The following is a 16,578-nucleotide window of genomic DNA, read 5'->3' as shown; positions in this document are numbered from 1 at the left end:
TGTGGTTTGATAGAAAGTCCAAAACTAGAAAAAACGCACCTAATGGCCGTTTAGCAGGACAACTTTATTTAAGCTTTTTGTTGTTTTGGTGACGATCGTGGTCCCGTTTGGTCTTTATCTCCAATTTTTTATCAAAAGCCTCCTGAAGATCAATGCCTGTTTGGTTGGCTAGGCAAAGGACCACAAAAAGTACATCGGCCAATTCTTCCCCAAGGTCCTTGGCCTTATCGGATTCCTTTTCACTTTGTTCCCCATAGCGCCGGGCTATGATCCGGGCCACTTCCCCCACCTCTTCGGTGAGCTGGGCCATGTTGGTGAGCTCGTTAAAATAACGCACTCCATGGTTCTTGATCCATTCGTCTACGGCCAATTGCGCATTTTGTATATCCACGTTGATGTTATTTAGGTTACCAAATCTGGTACAAATTTAATACGCTCTGGGCTAATCCTATAGTTTTTCCAACACCAAGTAGCTTTGGTTCTGCACATTTACCGCCCTTTCGAAAAACTTTTTTATGTAAGCATAACCTTCACTGTTGTATTGTGTTGAATTGAGCTTAAAGTTGAAATATACGTTGATCACCCCTTGATATTCCTTGCACTCAAACCGAAGCAAGGCACTTTGGTCCGGCAAGGCCAAGTTAACCACCTCTGGAAACTCCTTAACCCTGTACCCCTCAGGAATCTTTATGTTTGCCATGTACCTATAATTTCTTAGGAAACCAAAATCAATTGGGTAGTACCGCTGTTCCGATTTGAAAGGATTGGCGGCAAAAAAACGGACCAAAAAAGGGTTGAGAAAAACAGTGGCATCCATGTTGATGTTCCGCAACTCAAACTCAAAATGTTCCACTAAAGTTCTCTCATCCGACTTTTCCGAATTGGTTTCATAGGTTTGAATGACAAAATCATCATCCAACTCCCTTTCCATTTCTCCCAGGTATTTTTCTTCAGAGGTCTTGGCTACCTGGTCTCGTTTAAAAAAGGCCTCATAGCCCATGGTGATATCATCCAATGTCCCCACAGCCTTACCATCTTTCAATTCCGTCTTGACCTGTATGCTTCGACTGTTGTTTTTTTCCGGAAGGATGTCGTACCAATAACTTTCCCCATCCAGATCCATGACCCTTCCATAATAGTTTAAACAGCGATAGGGCAGCATCCCAAAGGGCATTTCCTTCTCGGTGGCATCCAACAGGTATTCCTTTCCATCAATGGTGGTCTTGGCCACAACATAGTTGAAATTGGACAGTACCGGATGGTTACGTTTGGGCAAACCATGGGATCGGGTAGAAAGTACCATGAGGTCTGTCTTTACATCGGCAGCATTGAGCAGATTGATAAGGGTAATGTTGATTTCCGCCACATTTCCTGTTCTCCTATCAAAGGCATCCTTTACATTATTGTTCCTAAAAATGCTGTATTTGTTGTTCCAGGTATAGTGCTCCTTAACGAACCTATAGATGTTTTTAGCCTTTTCCAAATCACTTTCACCTCCAATGATCAGATCCAGTGAAACATTTTTTTCAAAGAAATTCTTCTTCCTTAATTGTCCGCCAATATCCTTATCGGTCCTGAACTCCTTATCCACATCCCTCCAAGTCTTGGTAAACTTTTGTTTGATACCATCCAATGATACGTATTCCGACAGCTCAAACTCCAGCGTGGACCTGTAGTTATCCGAAGAAAGCATGTATTCTTCATCTTCTTTAAAAGCAGGTACATCTTTCATCACATACTTCAACACCTCACAATCCGCCCTTTGGGAAATACCCGGCACACTAAAGCAACTCTTCTTGATAGTGGCATCGTTTACATCCAGACCTATTTCGCCAATCAAGGATCTATTGTATTTAAAGTTCCCGGGGATTTTGGCATTATACTCTGAGTACAGTTTTGGAATCGCACTTTGGAATTCCCAGCCCGAAAGATTATAGAAAAAAGGAGATTGGATTTCATAGCTATACTCCAAAACCGAACCCACCTCTACACTTGGGAAAGTGAATTTTATTTGGGATAGCCGTTCGTTCACATCCAGATCGAAAATCTTGTCGCTGGCAACCACTTGTTTTCTATTCCCGTTGTGGGTGATTGCCTTTATCGCATTGACTCTTTCCCTCCCCGCCTTGGCACGGTAGTACGGGATGATGATCTCTGCCTCGTCAAAACCTTGTTTCTTAAGTATCTTCTTTTTTGCATGGTAGGTTGTGATCAACCAAATATACCCTTGCCTCGCCTCAAAATAGTTTTCACCTTTTTCATAGAGATAGATGGCAGCGGCGGTGGTATCCTTCTCGTAAGACTTAAAGTCTTTTTCGAACTGGTCCAATATCCCAAACTCATTTGTCTGCTGGGCAAAGAGCAGCCCCGGAAGGCTAAGTACCACCCATAAAGCCACCCTCTTATACAACATTGGACAGATCAAATCCTTGAGAGAACCACTTTTTCCGATTCCTTTTCAACTACTTGACGATAAAACTCTTTAAGTCCCAAATAATAATTTGGCGGAAAAACGGCCGTATTCATGCTCAGTTCAACACGAACATTTATAAAATCCTGGTTAGAGGATATATTGTACTTGAATTGTCCCAAATTATCGGGCAATGCCATGGCCACGGGTTCAGGTAAGTGCTCCACCTTATATCCTTCGGGAATGTTAATGGTGATCATGTATCGGTCTTGCCAAGGAAATCCATAATCTATTGGATACTCCCTTTCCTCCGACTTAAAGGGATTCTCACTTACGGCCAAATGAAACATGGGCGAGAGATACAATTTTCCTGAAATGGATTCAAAGGCATCTTCCTTAAAAAAGTTGAAATTCTGAACCACGGGCTTGTCCAAATCCAGATTGTTCTGCAAATCATAGTCGGAAATCTCTATATCTCCCAATTCCTTTTCCAGATTCCCCAGAAATGTCTCCTCTGTACCTCCATTGTACAAATTCCTGAACAGCAATGCATTGTGATTGGTATACTGCTGTCTACACTTGGCATCCACGGAACCGTCATCGTTAAGGTCAACAGTCATAATTATGGCATCCATGGAGCTTTTTCTGGGCATAAGGTCAATTTCTTCAGAGTTTCCATTTTCCGAAATAATTCGTCCAAACCAGTTCAGTGTCCTGGTGGGCAATACGTCCATGGTGGTGAAAACATTGGTGGCATCGAACAAATGATATTCCCCATCTATTTTGCCCACTGCCACTACATAGTTGTACCCCTGAAGGGTTGGAAACAAGGGAATCCCATTGTCGCGCGTGCTCACCAAAACGGGGTATGCCGGAATATTGGCATGGTTGAGCATGGATACCAGCATCAGGTTGATGTCCGCACTGTTTCCCGTTCCCTCCTTGTATGCCTTTCTGGTTCCTTCATCGGAAGTGTACCCTACAAAGGAATTCCATTTTACTTTTTCCTTGACAAATGCCAATATCCTTTTGGCCTTTTCCTGAGGTTCACTGGCGCCTTGAAGGACCATATTGAGCTCTTCCTCAAAATAGTTGCTTCGTTTCATCTCATCGCCAAAAGAGCTGTTTTCATACACCGTCCTGGCCACATCATCCCATGTTTTGGAATATACATCGTAGGTAGACCCGGGTATTTCCAAGGACATGATCTCAAAGGTGACTCCAGACCTAAAATTGGTAATGTTGGGAACAAACTTTTCATCTTTTAGAGCCGGAACATCCTGTAAGCCATAGGTAACCTTTGTCACTTCCATGCCCAACCCGGCATCCCTGATTTTATCCACTTTTGGAACAAGGGGAAGGAAGCCCTTCTGTCTTTGGTTAAACTTAAAGTATTCCAAGATCCTCATTTCGGCCTCCAATTTTTTAATGGGAATGGAATGTTGAAACACGAACTCATCTATATTCTGAACAAAGGGTGATGTTATCCTATATTGATATTCCACAACAGAACCCGCTTTTACATTGGGCATGGTAAACTTAACCTGGTTCCTATTTTTTGATTGTTGGGATTTAAAGATGCTGCCTTTGTCCAGCTTGGTCTCAACAACCTTACCCCCTTCCAAGGTATAGGTATACCCCTTGATGGAAGTGGCCTTTTCATCCGACGCCCCACTTTCGTAAAGATCAATGGTCTTTGTCGCGTAATCAAACCCATCCGCATTATATATTTTTATTCGCTCATGCACCTCCGTTACCAAATTAAGCCCCACCGCACTGTTATAGGTATAGTAAGATTCCCTCTTCTTTAATAGATAAGCGGCAGCTGCCGATGTATCCTTGGGATGGGTGGCTTCCATAAGTTCTTCCTTGGAAATTTTACCAAATTTCAGTTCCTGTCCTTGCACACAGACCGAAACCAAGGCAATCAGTAACGCGATTTTTCGTATCATAGGTCTTGACGTTTTAAAACAATTTTTTGGTTGTCCATTTTGGCAATGGTCCTTCTAAAAGATCTATACTTGTTATACTCCTCTTTGGGATAATTGCCTTTTTTTATGAGAAACTTTCTCTTGTAAAGTAACTCCGTATCGCTCTTTTTTACGACCTCAACTTCATAGGTTCCAAATTTGGTCTCCTCCTTGTATTTCTCCGGCAAAAAAGTGAATGCGAAGTTCTTGGGCAATTGGATCGTAAACTCATCCTCATCCAAATATCCCCGTTGGATCACAAATGAATGTTTTCTGTTCCGATACCTGGGAGGAATAAAAGAACTGTTATCCAACACGTTCAAAGTCAATAAATAATCATCTCCGTTCTTTGACACAAAATCGTGGGCCTTTAACTGTACTTTTTCCGTAAAGACCACATCATCCTTATTGTTTTCGAAACTAAAATCAGTGATGGACAACCCATTGATGTTGCCCCAAAAGTTTTTGTAGTATTCCATGACATCCTCCCTCTTATTCCCCTCCAAACCAAAATGGTTGTCGTAACGAACCCCCATGGTTTCAATGGTGACATCGGCCTCAAGGGAAAGGTCCTCCTGAATTGTATAGGTGGAATTCATCCGCATCAGGTTTTCTTCATTTACATAGGAAGTAGTGGTAACAATTTCCCCACCACCGGGCTTTACGATCAAAACTTTTCTATCATCGGTAAAGTCCCCGATAAATCCAAAAGGATGTACCTGGGATGTGCAATCTATCCAATAATATTCTCCTTGGTAGGGAATGGCAACAATGGCATGGTTCCCTTGGGAAAGATCTGCAAAATCTTCCTTGAAATCGACCTTGGTTCCCCCTGCCTCCACCACGGTATAGTACGATTCCACCCCAACAGCCTTTAACAAGGCCATGGTATAATTGGAAAGCCCTTTACAATCGCCATATTTTACCCTATCCACCTCAATGGCACTAATAGGTTGAAAGCCTCCTATTCCTATCTGCACACTGATATATCTCGTATTGTCCTGCATGTATTGGTAGACGATCTTTGCCTTTTCGATATCGTCATCCACCCCTTCCACAAGCCCTCTTACCTTTTGTATCGTGGCATCTTCCAGGGTTGTACGACCGGACAAAAGCTCCGTTTGAATCCAGAGTCCCAAATCATTCCAATTATCCACCTTGGCGTCGAAACCCTTATAATGAAAATTGGGTAACCTTACCGATAATTTTGGACATATGGCAGTGAAAGACGGGCTAAGGCTTTCTGCCGTCAAGGCCGGGATGTTTTTGGCCATATAACTTATTTTTCCCTGACTTTCATCCTTCTCAACAGTGATATCGACAAGATTTGATTCCTCTATAATCGGCTTCAAACCATTGGAAACGTAACTGATCGCATATCTACTTTCCTCCACACTGATATCATATCCCGACAAAAAATACCATGGAGGCAAAATGCCCGTATCCGAAGTTTCAACCTCATAACTAAATTCCAATGTATATGGGTATTGAACGGGCACATATCGATAATATAGCAATCTATCGTCCAAATAAAGGGAAAAGCCGTCCACTGCGGCTATATCATTAAAATCCCTACGCTTGATCCGTTGAATCTCATTTCCTGAAGCATCATAGACCACGGCTTCAATTTTCTTGATTTTTTTCTCCTTATCATAAAACGCCCGTGTTCTGGCAAAAGCATCGCCAGATTTGTTAAGCACCGTGACCACTTTTTTCTCTGTATAGGTCATCTTATCCATGGCCTCAATTCGGATGTCAATCTCATCAAGCCGGGCCACCGCATCAGCATTCTCCATCAGCTCTGCTGGAATAGTATGATAGCTATAGTTTTGGGAAAACGAAAAATGGACACTAAGAATCAGAAGGCATTGGAAAAGAACACGCATTGATGAGGTTGATCGGTTATATTACTATAGCAATATGACCAATTTCTTACAAAAATGGAAACCTAAATCGACAAAAGATCGTTATTCCCTGTTCTTTGTATCTATAAGGATGGTCACGGGACCGTTGTTTAGAAGCTCCACCTTCATGTCCGCGCCAAAAATACCCGTACCTACCTCTTTCCCAAGGTCCTGCTCCAGTCTTTTCACAAAAGCTTCATAGATGGGAATGGCCACATCAGGCTTGGAGGCTTTGATATAAGAGGGTCTGTTGCCTTTTTTGGTCAAGGCGTGCAAGGTAAACTGACTTACCACAATGACCTCTCCCCCAACATCCAGAACGGAGCGATTCATGACTTGATCATCATCATTGAAAATCCGGAGATTGACCATTTTCTTGGATAGCCATTCAATGTCCTCCTTGCCATCGGCATCTTCTATACCCAACAGCACCAGAAGACCTTGGCCTATACTTGCTGTTTTTTCTCCATCTACCGTGACACTTGCGCTGGACACGCGTTGTATAACCGCTCTCATTAACGTTCCCTGTAGTTATCCGTTCTGTAATTTTCTTCTTCCCCGGTGATCATCTGTACGTAACTTCTATATCTGCTCCAAGCAATTTGGTCATTCTCCAAGGCTTGCTTTATGGCACATTTGGGTTCATCCATATGCAGACAATTATTGAACTTGCATTGGGATTTGAGCTCAAAAAACTCGGGAAAATAGTCGCCAATCTCGTCAGGTTCCATATCCACAATACCAAATCCCTTTATTCCGGGCGTATCAATAATCCTTGCCCCAAACGACAAGTCGTACATTTCCGCAAAAGTAGTAGTGTGCTGCCCCTGAAGATGTTGCTCTGATATTTCCGCAGTCTTTAACCGAAGTCCAGGTTCCAAAGCATTGACCAAAGTGGATTTTCCCACCCCGGAGTGGCCAGAGAACATACTGGTTTTATCTTTCATCAAATCCTTTACCAAGTCAACATTCTTTCCTTCCTTGGCGGCAAGTTCAACACAGAGGTACCCAATTTTCCGATACAGATCCATCAAATACTTCATCTCTGCCACCTCATCGGAGTCATAAACATCCATCTTATTGAACAAAAGTACCACGGGGATGTCATATGCCTCGGCCGTAACCAAAAAACGATCTATAAAACTGGTAAAGGTAGTGGGGTTGTTCAGGGTGATCAATAAGAAAACTTGGTCCAGATTGGCCGCTATGATGTGGGTTTGCTTGGAGAGTTTCACCGACTTTCGAATGATGTAGTTCTTCCGCTCCCCTATTTCAGAAATCACACCCACGGTTTCATCCCCAATATTTTCCAAATTAAAGGTAACATGGTCCCCCACCGCAATGGGATTGGTACTTTTTATGTTTTGGGTCCGAAACTTGCCCTTGATCCTACACTCATAAAAAGCCCCATCCTCCGCTTTCACGGTGTACCAACTTCCGGTAGATTTATAGACAGTTCCGTTCACTATTTGTTCATATTTCCCTGCAAAGAAACAATAATCCTTGTTTTTGTGCGTATATCTTTGTCTACAGTTTTAACAATCAATCTCGTATCCATTATGAAAAAAATCTTTTTTACCGTTGCGATTGCCTTGGTTTCCCTGTGCAGCATGAATGCCCAAGAATACAAGGTAATTACCAGTGTAGAATCCATTGTACCCAATGGTTTGGGTAGATCTAGGATCATCAACGCATTGGAAGACAAGGATTATAGGGAGTACACCAGTGTACAGACCGAAGAAGACAATACCCGAAACAAATCAGACCGAGGCGATATCCGGGTAAAGAATTTTGAGGAAACCAAATTGCTGAACTTCTACAACTTGGGAGGAATCCGCTTTCAGAACATTGCCGCCAATGATGCCGTGATCACTTCCATGATCAACGATATGATTGCCAATGGCTGGGAACTTGCCTTTGTGGTAAGTGGCGTGGAAAGTGAAGGAGGAAAAGGTGATGGTCAAGGTATCTTCATTACCCGTTACATCTTCAGGAAATAATACCAGGACATATTCTGTTCAAAGAAAAAGGCCCAACAAATGTTGGGCCTTTTTTCATGATCACTTTTTCCTTACCTAAGAATTGATGATCTTCTCTTGGTGGTTGATGGATTCTTGGTGAATGGCCTTGAACATTTTCAAGACAAATTCCTCGCTCAATCCACGTTGCTCCCCTTCCAAGATCATGTTGCCCAAAATGGCATTCCATCGATTACTTTGAAGTACGGCCACGTTTTTCTGCTTCTTCAAGGCACCAATACCATCGGAAACTTTCATACGCTTGCCCAAAAGGTCTACCAATTGGTTGTCCAAAATATCAATCTGGGCCCTTAGGTTGCTCAAGTTGTTGTTGTATTCCGCTTCCTCATCGGTCTCCTTTCTGATGCGCAAATCTTTCATGATCTGTATCAAGGTTTTTGGGGTTACCTGTTGAGCGGCATCACTCCATGCATTGTCCGGATCGTAATGGGTCTCAATGATCAAACCGTCAAAATTCAAATCCAACGCAGTTTGCGACACATCAAAAATCATATCCCTGTTACCGGTAATGTGGCTAGGGTCGTTGATGATAGGTAGATCAGGAAACTTGGTCTGAAGTTCAATGGCCAACTGCCATTCCGGAATGTTTCTGTACTTGGTTTTTTCGTAGGTTGAGAATCCACGGTGGATCACCCCCAAATTTTTAATATCGGCCGAATACAGACGCTCCACAGCTCCCAACCAAAGGGAAAGGTCTGGGTTTACAGGGTTCTTGACCAAAACAATTTTATCCGTACCCTTAAGGGCGTCGGCAATTTCTTGGACGATGAAAGGGCTTACCGTAGATCGCGCGCCGATCCACAATAGGTCAATATCATGTTCCAAAGCCAAATCAACATGGGCTTTGTTGGCCACTTCGGTAGCGGTTTTTAAACCGGTTTCCTCCTTTACTTTTTGCAACCACTTCAATCCAATGGCCCCAACACCTTCAAAATTCCCGGGACGGGTTCTTGGTTTCCAAATACCGGAACGAAAGTAATTTACATCCGTATCCTTAAGTTCATGCGCAATCTTCAGCACCTGTTCTTCGGTTTCGGCACTGCAGGGACCTGCAATCACCAATGGATGCGATAGGTTCATGTCATCCAACCATTTCCTCATTTGCTTACTGTTTTCCATACTAAGTTCTGTTTTTTGTGAGTGGAATTCCTTTTAATATCTGTTTTATCTTATTTGTATTGCTCATCTCCGTATGCACCTTTCCATACTCTTGGTCCAAAAGGAGTTGTTTAAAATTTTCAAGGTTTTGGATGTACTCCTCCAAAGTTTCTACCACATTGTCCCTGTTCTGTTCAAAAATGGGGGTCCACATGTCCGGCGAACTTTTGGCCAAACGCACCGTGCTCTCAAAACCACTTCCCGCCATGTCAAAAATATCACGCTCGTTCTTTTCTTTCTCAATTACAGTCTTTCCCAACATAAATGAGCTGATATGTGACAAATGCGATACATAGGCAATGTGCTTGTCATGGGCCTCTGGATTCATGTACCTGATGCGCATTTGCATTTTTTGAAAAATGTCCAATGCCTTTTCCTGAAGCTTGAAGGCCGTTTTCTCAACCTCACATATAATATTGGTCTTTCCTTCGTACAAACCGTTTATGGCCGCGGAAGGTCCCGAAAATTCCGTTCCCGCAATGGGATGGCATGCCATATAATTTCTCCGCTTGGGGTGTTCCGCAACCGATTCGCAGATCAGGCGTTTGGTGGATCCCGCATCCATGACCACCGTCTCGTCTCCCACGGCATCCAAAATCTTAGGCAATTCGTGTACCAAGGCGTTCACAGGAATGCTCACATAGACCACATCGGCAGAAGCCAAAACCCCATAATCCCCTTTTTCATCAATAAGGTTTAGTTCCAAGGCCTCATCCAAATGAGAACTGTTTTTATCAATCCCAATAATATGGGCCTCTGGAAACAATTGCTTCACATCTTTGGCAAAAGAACCTCCGATCAACCCTATTCCTATGACGACTACGTTCATTTCTTAAAATCTTTCTATGGCTTCTTTTATTTTTTCCTCTTTCACACAAAGTGAAAAACGGATATATCCCTCTCCATTGCTCCCAAATATGGTACCTGGAGCTATAAAGATGTTTTTGTCATACAACACTTCATCCACAAATGTTTCCGAAGATGGAGCACCTTCCGGTAGTTTGCACCACACGAACATACCCACTGCATCTTCGCTATACTCACAACCCAATTTGTCTGCCAGTTGGAACATGAGCTTTCGTCTTTCGGTATATACCTTGTCCAAGTCCGCGAACCATTCCGGACCACTCTGCAACGCCGCTATGGCCCCTTTTTGAATACCGTAGAACATGCCGGAGTCCATATTGCTCTTTACTTTGAGCACCGCATTGATATTCTCCGGACTTCCCAACACCATTCCTACACGCCATCCGGCCATGTTGAATGTTTTGCTCAAACTGTTCAGTTCCAAGGTGCAATCCAAGGCCCCTTCTATGGATAAAATGCTGGTGGGGTTACTGGACAATACAAAACTGTACGGATTGTCATTGACCAATAAAATATCGTTCGTCTTGGCAAATTCAATCAAGGACTTCAACTGCTCCATGGTGGCCGTAGCCCCGGTGGGCATATGTGGATAACTCACCCACATCAGCTTTACTTTGGACAAATCTTCTTTGGAAAGCGCCTCAAGGTCTGGAAACCAACCATTCTCTTCGGAAAGATCATAGGTTCTTGGAACGGCTTCCACCAACCGGGTCACCGAACCATAGGTAGGGTATCCCGGATTGGGCAACAATACCTCATCGCCCACATTCAAGAATGCCATACTGATGTGCATGATTCCTTCCTTGGATCCCATTAAAGGCAATACCCCATTGGCCGGATCTATACTCACCCCAAATTTTTGCTGATAGAACGCAGCAATGGCAGCCCTGAGTTCCGGCAAGCCCTGATAACTTTGGTATTGGTGCGCACCAGCATCTGTTATGGAATCCCTTAAGGTGGTCAGCACCTCTGGTGATGGCGCCAAATCTGGACTTCCAATACCCATGTTTATAATAGGCTTCCCTTGGGCCATAAGTTCCCTTACCTCCCTTAATTTTCTTGAGAAGTAGTATTCCTGTACACTATTCAGTCTATTTGCCGTGATCATACCAACAATGCATTTTTATATTCGCCCAAGACCCTAAAGTCCTCGGACATGATATCCAACAACGACTTTGCCTTGGCAAAGTGCCCATACTTCTCAAAAGTGACATCCACAAAAAAAGCGTACTTCCATGGGGTCTCTATCACGGGTAGGGATTGAATCTTGGTAAGGTTTAAGTTGCAATCGCTCATGACATTCAACACTGTGGCCAAACTGCCTCGCTTGTGATCGGTTATGAACCGCAGCGAAGCTTTGTTGATTTCCTCCTTGGGCAACACTTTGTTTTTCTTTTTCAGGATGATAAAACGGGTAGCGTTATTTTTTATCGTCTGGATTTCAGAAGCAATAATGTCCAGATCATAAAGGTCTGCCGCCATTTTTGGCGCAATGGCAGCAATATGGGACAATTGTCCTTCCTTGATCCGTTTTGCGGTTTCCGCGGTATCCACACTTTCCACCAGTTTTATTTGGGGGTACTCCTTAAAAAACTCCTTGCACTGCAACAAAGCCATCGGATGCGAGTGTACTTCCTTGATATCTTCCATGGAACCACCTTTGAGCACCATAAGATTATGGTGTATGCTCAGATAGTGTTCTCCAATAATGTGCATATTATTGTGGTACACCAAATTATAATTTGGTATGATAGACCCCGCTATGGAGTTCTCTATGGCCATAACCCCTTTGTCCGCCGTACCATCCTTTAAATGATCTATTACGGCATCAAAGGAAAGACACTCCAACAATTCAATGTCGTCCCCAAAAAAATCCTTGGCCACCTGATGATGGTTGGATCCCTTAATTCCCTGAATGGCTACTTTTAAACCCATGGCAAAAAAAAAGCCCCGATTTTATCGGGACTTTATCATGTTAATATACTTTAAGCGTATCTACAATAGTCCCGTTCCTCCCTGAAAAAAGAAGTAAAAATAAAAACGGTTCCAGAAATACGTTGTTGTCATTTGTGATAAATATGGGGCTAATATAGGCATTCAAACCAAAACCAACAGCAAAGCTTCATTTTTTTTCGATTTTTTTTGAAATATGATTTTTTGTTGCATTTCGATTTAAAAAAAGCTTCATTTTTTGACAAATTCTATTTTTTTCGGTTTGGATGGTTTGCACAAAACTGGCTTCAAAAAAAGTGGACTACCTCTTATGGAAACGTCTAAAAATGTATTTTTGAGGCTTAAATAGCGTAGCATGTCCATCACTGTTCAGAACATTTCCAAAAGCTTTGGCCCACAAAAAGCCTTGAACAATGTGTCCTTCTCCATTAAAAAAGGTGAGATTGTAGGGTTCTTGGGACCAAACGGTGCGGGAAAATCCACTATGATGCGCATCTTGACCACCTATTATAAACCGGACAGCGGAGACGCCGAAGTAAACGGTTTTGATGTACTGAAATCGGAAACCGATGTGCAAAAAAGCATAGGATACCTTCCAGAGCACAACCCACTCTATCTGGAAATGTATGTAAAGGAGTACCTATCTTTTAATGCCGATGTATACCAAGTATCCAAGAATACGATACAGGAAGTTATTGAACAAACAGGATTGACCCCTGAGGCCCACAAGAAAATTGGTCAGCTTTCCAAAGGGTACCGCCAACGTGTGGGATTGGCCGCTGCATTATTGCACAACCCAGAGGTTTTGATCTTGGACGAACCTACCACCGGTTTGGACCCCAATCAATTGATAGAGATTCGAAAACTGATCCGGGACATTGGAAAGGAAAAGACCATTCTCCTATCCACCCATATCATGAAAGAGGTGGAAGCGGTCTGTGATCGCGTCATCATTATCAACAAAGGGGAACTTGTTGCGGATAAGAAATTGGAGGAACTTCGCGAAGCTGAAGAACAGATCATTGAGGTAGAGTTCGATTTTCGTGTGGAGGAACAACTGCTCAATCGCCTGCCCCACGTTTCCAAAGTACGTAATGTGGGAGGCTTTGTCTATGAAATCAGCTTTGGCACTTCAACCGATATGCGCCCTGCGGTATTCGATTTTGCCCACGACAATCAGCTCAAAACGTTGCAGCTTAGCCGAAAGAACAAAAATCTGGAAAGTCTGTTCACGGAATTGACCCGCTAATCGTTGGATTGATCTAGGACCCCGTCCCTTTTTCGTTGTTCAAAAATGGTGATGAACATACGAACACTGATGTTTCTGGCCCGCTGCTTGGCCTTCTCCGTATTCGGCCCAATAAAATACGTATCCAAAGTAGCGATCCAATGGCGTAGCCATATCCCAAAGTGATAATCCGTAATGGTATATCCTTTATCCTTGTCCAACTCGGCATGCACCAGCAATGGATTTCCCCTGTATTTTTGAACGAAGAATAGATTGGTCTCCCAAAAATCGGTCAGCTTCTCCATATGTTCGGGCCAGTCCGTAATGGTCGTATTGAAAAAATGGCCTATCTCGGTGTCGGCGCGAACCTTCTCATAGAAACGGTGCACCAATGTTGAAACATCCTCCCTATTCTCAATATCCTTTCTTTCCATGGTCAAGATTCTGGTTTTCCCTCAAATTCATTGCAATCCAACCGAATGTCCGTGTGACGCAACTTTCGCTCCAATAAGCGACAGTAATGACCTGTACCATCTTTGGTATAAAATGTACAGGCAAAACAAGTACGTTGGACCGTTAGAATACCCTGTTGATTCAATTGATAAATGAGATTGCCCAAGGTTTTGAACAAGGCTTCCTTCTCTCCAGCGGCCACATGCTTCAATTGCGAAGCCAATGGCTGGGCAAAATCCTCGGTTCCCGCAACCACATTTTTTCCCTGGTCCGACAAGAAAATGGAATAACTACGGCTATCCGAAGAAGAAGTATCCTTTATGATCAACCCTTTTTTCTCCAGAACCTTAATGGCATCGCTTATGGTAGGTTTGGTCACGTTGAATTCCTTGGCCAAAAAACTAACATTAGTATAGGCCGATTTATGATACGCGACAAAAATTAGGATTTGGATCTGAATGGGACTCAACCCCAATTGCTTCGCCTTTTCCCAGAGCAATACCTTAAAAGCTTGGGAAACCCGTTCCAAACCAACAATAATTTTGCTGGAGAGGTCTTGTTGCTGATACTCGGGATCAAAAACACTTTTTTTCATAAGAAACCATGCCTGCCGAAAACAACCGACAGGCAAAGTTAGCATTCCTAATTAAATGTAGTATGGGTTTTAATTAAATCTCATCAAAAATAAAAATAAGGATTCCTAACTACATAAAATTCGGTTATGCTTTTACATCTTCCAAAGAAGCTCCATAGTTGATATGAAGCACATGACCGTTGGAAGTTACCAAGGCAGGAACTGACTTCACACCAAAATCCTCCGCAGCGGATATTTGCTCCTTCTTTTCGCCCAAATGGACAATTTCAAGGTTTTCAATTCCCACTAAATCAATAAGTTCACTTTCTGCCCCAACACAAACTGGACAGCCTGCATGATAAAAAATTGGTTTTTGCATTGTACTTTTATTTAGGTTAACGCATTATTGCAATACAAATATAATTAGGATTCCTTATTAAATAATTTTTTACCACACTTTTTTGTTTTTATCCCAATACTAATGGATGGCCTTACACGCAAACCACGCTCCTTGAAATTAGCTTCCCAATCAAAATATGGTACTTTTGCGGTTGGAAACAAAAGCAACCTCATGAAGAAGAATCGTTCCCAATTGGAACTTACGAAAGAAGAAATGACCTCCTATGGCTATCAGATTATCGATGCCATAGTGGAGCACCACGATACCCAAAAACAAAAACTACCCGTGGCTCTTGGGTCCCGGGAAGAAATGGACTCCCTTTTTTTGGAAGAAGCGCCCGAAATGGGAACAGACCCCACCCAAGTGCTCAATTTTGTACTGGAAAAGGTTATGACGAAGAGCACGCTCATGTCGCACCCCAAATCCTATTCCTTTGTTCCCGGTCCCAGCAATTATATCAGCGCCATGGCCGATACCCTTGCTACAGGATATAATATCTTCTCCGGGGGATGGGCAGCCTCACCGGCTGCAGCGGAGTTGGAAATCGTTACCATTCAATGGTTGCTGAAGATATTTGGCTTTCCGAAGAAAAAAGGAGGTGGTATTTTCACCAGTGGGGGCTCCATGGCCAATCTAACGGCCCTGACCACTGCCCGAAGAATCAAATGTGGGGATGATTTTTCCAAAGCCATCATTTATCTCTCGGACCAGGCCCACTCCTCCAACATCAAGGCCATTCGCGTATTGGGATTCAAAAAGGAACAGATCCGTATTATTCCCACGGACAGTGAGTTTAAATTTTCGGTCAACAAACTGAAGAACTGTATTGCCAAGGACCGATTGGAAGGGTTGATGCCCTTCTGCCTGATCGCCACTTCGGGGACTACCAATACGGGCACTGTGGATCCCCTTTCCGAACTGGCCAATATCTGCAAAAAAGAAGATATCTGGTTCCATATAGACGGTGCTTACGGCGCGGCAGCTATTTTATCAAAAACAGGAAAATCAATGATGAAGGGCATCGAAAAAGCAGATTCGCTTACCGTAGACCCCCACAAATGGTTCTATCAACCCTATGAAATGGGCTGTTTATTGGTTCGCAACCACAAATACCTGAGCCACACCTTTACCGAAAAACCGGAATACTTGAGGGACATTGAGGGGAACACTTCCGAGATCAACTTTTACGATCACGGCATCCAGTTGACCCGAAGGTTTAGGGCACTCAAATTTTACATGTCCCTAAAAACTTTTGGCCTCCAAGAATTCCGCAATGCCATCACCTACAACATTGAACTTGCCGAGGCCACCGAAGGCATTTTACGCAAGAGCAAACGTTGGGAAGTGGTTTTCCCGGCCACTTTGGCGGTCATCAATTTTAGGTACAACCCTATTTCCAAAAATTATACCGACAAGGAATTGGACAGCATCAACCAATACATTTCTGAAAAAGTGGTGTCCTCCAGAAAGGCTTTGCTGGTCACCACCATCCTACACGGACAGGTGGTATTGCGGATGTGTTTGATCAATCCCAGAACCACCTTGGATGATGTGAAGGAAACCTTGGAACTCTGCAGCAGCTTTGCTACAGAAATAGAGGAAAAATTGGCAAAAGGATAGGA

The 16,578-nt window shown here is 43.2% G+C and carries 16 protein-coding genes; 3 read left to right on the top strand and 13 right to left on the bottom strand.

The window, feature by feature from the left end; genetic code table 11:
• Positions 1–64: 64 nt before the first annotated feature.
• The 6 genes from F8C76_RS16195 to rsgA form a co-directional block, all read right to left on the bottom strand.
• Entirely contained in the window at positions 65–391 is a 327-nt protein-coding gene (locus F8C76_RS16195) for a nucleotide pyrophosphohydrolase (protein ID WP_129654675.1), read from the bottom strand.
• Between the two features lie 57 nt (positions 392–448).
• Complete coding sequence (locus F8C76_RS16190; RefSeq protein ID WP_152132655.1) at positions 449–2,413, bottom strand: DUF3858 domain-containing protein; 1,965 nt, start codon at positions 2,411–2,413, stop codon at positions 449–451.
• Positions 2,414–2,421: 8 nt separating this feature from the next.
• Positions 2,422–4,362 (bottom strand): transglutaminase family protein, encoded by a 1,941-nt coding sequence (locus tag F8C76_RS16185; protein WP_152132654.1) that lies wholly within the window; start codon positions 4,360–4,362, stop codon positions 2,422–2,424.
• Positions 4,359–6,266: a DUF3857 domain-containing transglutaminase family protein gene (locus F8C76_RS16180; RefSeq protein WP_152132653.1), complete on the bottom strand. Its 1,908-nt coding sequence runs from the start codon at positions 6,264–6,266 to the stop codon at positions 4,359–4,361. Before F8C76_RS16180 ends, F8C76_RS16185 begins: the two co-directional genes overlap by 4 nt.
• An 81-nt stretch (positions 6,267–6,347) precedes the next feature.
• Positions 6,348–6,800, bottom strand: coding sequence for a D-aminoacyl-tRNA deacylase (gene dtd / locus F8C76_RS16175; RefSeq protein ID WP_152132652.1), 453 nt, complete (start codon positions 6,798–6,800; stop codon positions 6,348–6,350).
• The gene (gene rsgA / locus F8C76_RS16170) at positions 6,800–7,750 is read right to left on the bottom strand and encodes a ribosome small subunit-dependent GTPase A (protein WP_152132651.1); all 951 of its coding nucleotides are present in this window, start codon (positions 7,748–7,750) and stop codon (positions 6,800–6,802) included. The genes dtd and rsgA overlap by 1 nt, the downstream gene beginning before the upstream one ends.
• Positions 7,751–7,843: 93 nt before the next feature.
• On the opposite strand from rsgA, the gene F8C76_RS16165 reads away from it, so the two are divergent.
• Entirely contained in the window at positions 7,844–8,284 is a 441-nt protein-coding gene (locus F8C76_RS16165) for a hypothetical protein (protein ID WP_129654689.1), read from the top strand.
• Between the two features lie 75 nt (positions 8,285–8,359).
• On the opposite strand, the gene F8C76_RS16160 is transcribed toward F8C76_RS16165, so the two are convergent.
• Genes F8C76_RS16160 through F8C76_RS16145 form a run of 4 tightly spaced genes read right to left on the bottom strand, consistent with a single transcriptional unit; the run spans position 8,360 to position 12,283 of the window.
• The gene (locus F8C76_RS16160; protein WP_129654692.1) at positions 8,360–9,442 is read right to left on the bottom strand and encodes a bifunctional 3-deoxy-7-phosphoheptulonate synthase/chorismate mutase type II; all 1,083 of its coding nucleotides are present in this window, start codon (positions 9,440–9,442) and stop codon (positions 8,360–8,362) included.
• Between the two features lies 1 nt (position 9,443).
• A complete protein-coding gene (locus F8C76_RS16155; RefSeq protein ID WP_152132650.1) occupies positions 9,444–10,310 on the bottom strand; it encodes a prephenate dehydrogenase in 867 nt (288 codons plus the stop codon).
• A 3-nt stretch (positions 10,311–10,313) separates the two neighbouring features.
• Complete coding sequence (locus F8C76_RS16150) at positions 10,314–11,456, bottom strand: pyridoxal phosphate-dependent aminotransferase (RefSeq protein ID WP_152132649.1); 1,143 nt, start codon at positions 11,454–11,456, stop codon at positions 10,314–10,316.
• Positions 11,453–12,283, bottom strand: coding sequence for a prephenate dehydratase (locus tag F8C76_RS16145; RefSeq protein ID WP_152132648.1), 831 nt, complete (start codon positions 12,281–12,283; stop codon positions 11,453–11,455). Before F8C76_RS16145 ends, F8C76_RS16150 begins: the two co-directional genes overlap by 4 nt.
• Positions 12,284–12,656: 373 nt before the next feature.
• Here F8C76_RS16145 and gldA point away from each other — a divergent pair, with 373 nt between their 5' ends.
• Entirely contained in the window at positions 12,657–13,550 is an 894-nt protein-coding gene (gene gldA, locus F8C76_RS16140) for a gliding motility-associated ABC transporter ATP-binding subunit GldA (RefSeq protein WP_152132647.1), read from the top strand.
• Here the strand turns inward: gldA and F8C76_RS16135 are convergent.
• The 3 genes from F8C76_RS16135 to F8C76_RS16125 form a co-directional block, all read right to left on the bottom strand.
• Positions 13,547–13,963, bottom strand: coding sequence for a group III truncated hemoglobin (locus F8C76_RS16135; RefSeq protein WP_152132646.1), 417 nt, complete (start codon positions 13,961–13,963; stop codon positions 13,547–13,549). The two genes, gldA and F8C76_RS16135, sit on opposite strands and share 4 nt — an antisense overlap.
• Before the next feature lie 2 nt (positions 13,964–13,965).
• On the bottom strand, positions 13,966–14,577 hold the full coding sequence (locus F8C76_RS16130; protein WP_152132645.1) for a MarR family winged helix-turn-helix transcriptional regulator: 612 nt from the start codon (positions 14,575–14,577) through the stop codon (positions 13,966–13,968).
• Between the two features lie 124 nt (positions 14,578–14,701).
• The gene (locus F8C76_RS16125) at positions 14,702–14,935 is read right to left on the bottom strand and encodes a thioredoxin family protein (RefSeq protein WP_129654711.1); all 234 of its coding nucleotides are present in this window, start codon (positions 14,933–14,935) and stop codon (positions 14,702–14,704) included.
• A gap of 192 nt (positions 14,936–15,127) precedes the next feature.
• On the opposite strand from F8C76_RS16125, the gene F8C76_RS16120 reads away from it, so the two are divergent.
• On the top strand, positions 15,128–16,576 hold the full coding sequence (locus F8C76_RS16120; protein WP_152132913.1) for a pyridoxal phosphate-dependent decarboxylase family protein: 1,449 nt from the start codon (positions 15,128–15,130) through the stop codon (positions 16,574–16,576).
• Positions 16,577–16,578: the final 2 nt, after the last annotated feature.

The sequence above is a fragment of the Flagellimonas olearia genome (assembly GCF_009184425.1).
Classification (GTDB): domain Bacteria; phylum Bacteroidota; class Bacteroidia; order Flavobacteriales; family Flavobacteriaceae; genus Flagellimonas; species Flagellimonas olearia.
This window is presented reverse-complemented; position numbering and strand designations above follow the sequence as displayed.

Excerpts from the sequence above, each read along its gene's own strand:
- gldA (WP_152132647.1), top strand. The coding sequence starts at position 12,657 with ATGTCCATCACTGTTCAGAACATTTCCAAAAGCTTTGGCCCACAAAAA.
- F8C76_RS16160 (WP_129654692.1), bottom strand. The coding sequence starts at position 9,442 with ATGGAAAACAGTAAGCAAATGAGGAAATGGTTGGATGACATGAACCTA.
- F8C76_RS16135 (WP_152132646.1), bottom strand. The coding sequence starts at position 13,963 with ATGGAAAGAAAGGATATTGAGAATAGGGAGGATGTTTCAACATTGGTG.
- F8C76_RS16125 (WP_129654711.1), bottom strand. The coding sequence starts at position 14,935 with ATGCAAAAACCAATTTTTTATCATGCAGGCTGTCCAGTTTGTGTTGGG.
- F8C76_RS16190 (WP_152132655.1), bottom strand. The coding sequence starts at position 2,413 with ATGTTGTATAAGAGGGTGGCTTTATGGGTGGTACTTAGCCTTCCGGGG.
- F8C76_RS16165 (WP_129654689.1), top strand. The coding sequence starts at position 7,844 with ATGAAAAAAATCTTTTTTACCGTTGCGATTGCCTTGGTTTCCCTGTGC.
- dtd (WP_152132652.1), bottom strand. The coding sequence starts at position 6,800 with ATGAGAGCGGTTATACAACGCGTGTCCAGCGCAAGTGTCACGGTAGAT.
- F8C76_RS16150 (WP_152132649.1), bottom strand. The coding sequence starts at position 11,456 with ATGATCACGGCAAATAGACTGAATAGTGTACAGGAATACTACTTCTCA.
- F8C76_RS16130 (WP_152132645.1), bottom strand. The coding sequence starts at position 14,577 with ATGAAAAAAAGTGTTTTTGATCCCGAGTATCAGCAACAAGACCTCTCC.
- F8C76_RS16120 (WP_152132913.1), top strand. The coding sequence starts at position 15,128 with ATGAAGAAGAATCGTTCCCAATTGGAACTTACGAAAGAAGAAATGACC.
- F8C76_RS16145 (WP_152132648.1), bottom strand. The coding sequence starts at position 12,283 with ATGGGTTTAAAAGTAGCCATTCAGGGAATTAAGGGATCCAACCATCAT.
- F8C76_RS16155 (WP_152132650.1), bottom strand. The coding sequence starts at position 10,310 with ATGAACGTAGTCGTCATAGGAATAGGGTTGATCGGAGGTTCTTTTGCC.
- F8C76_RS16180 (WP_152132653.1), bottom strand. The coding sequence starts at position 6,266 with ATGCGTGTTCTTTTCCAATGCCTTCTGATTCTTAGTGTCCATTTTTCG.
- F8C76_RS16185 (WP_152132654.1), bottom strand. The coding sequence starts at position 4,362 with ATGATACGAAAAATCGCGTTACTGATTGCCTTGGTTTCGGTCTGTGTG.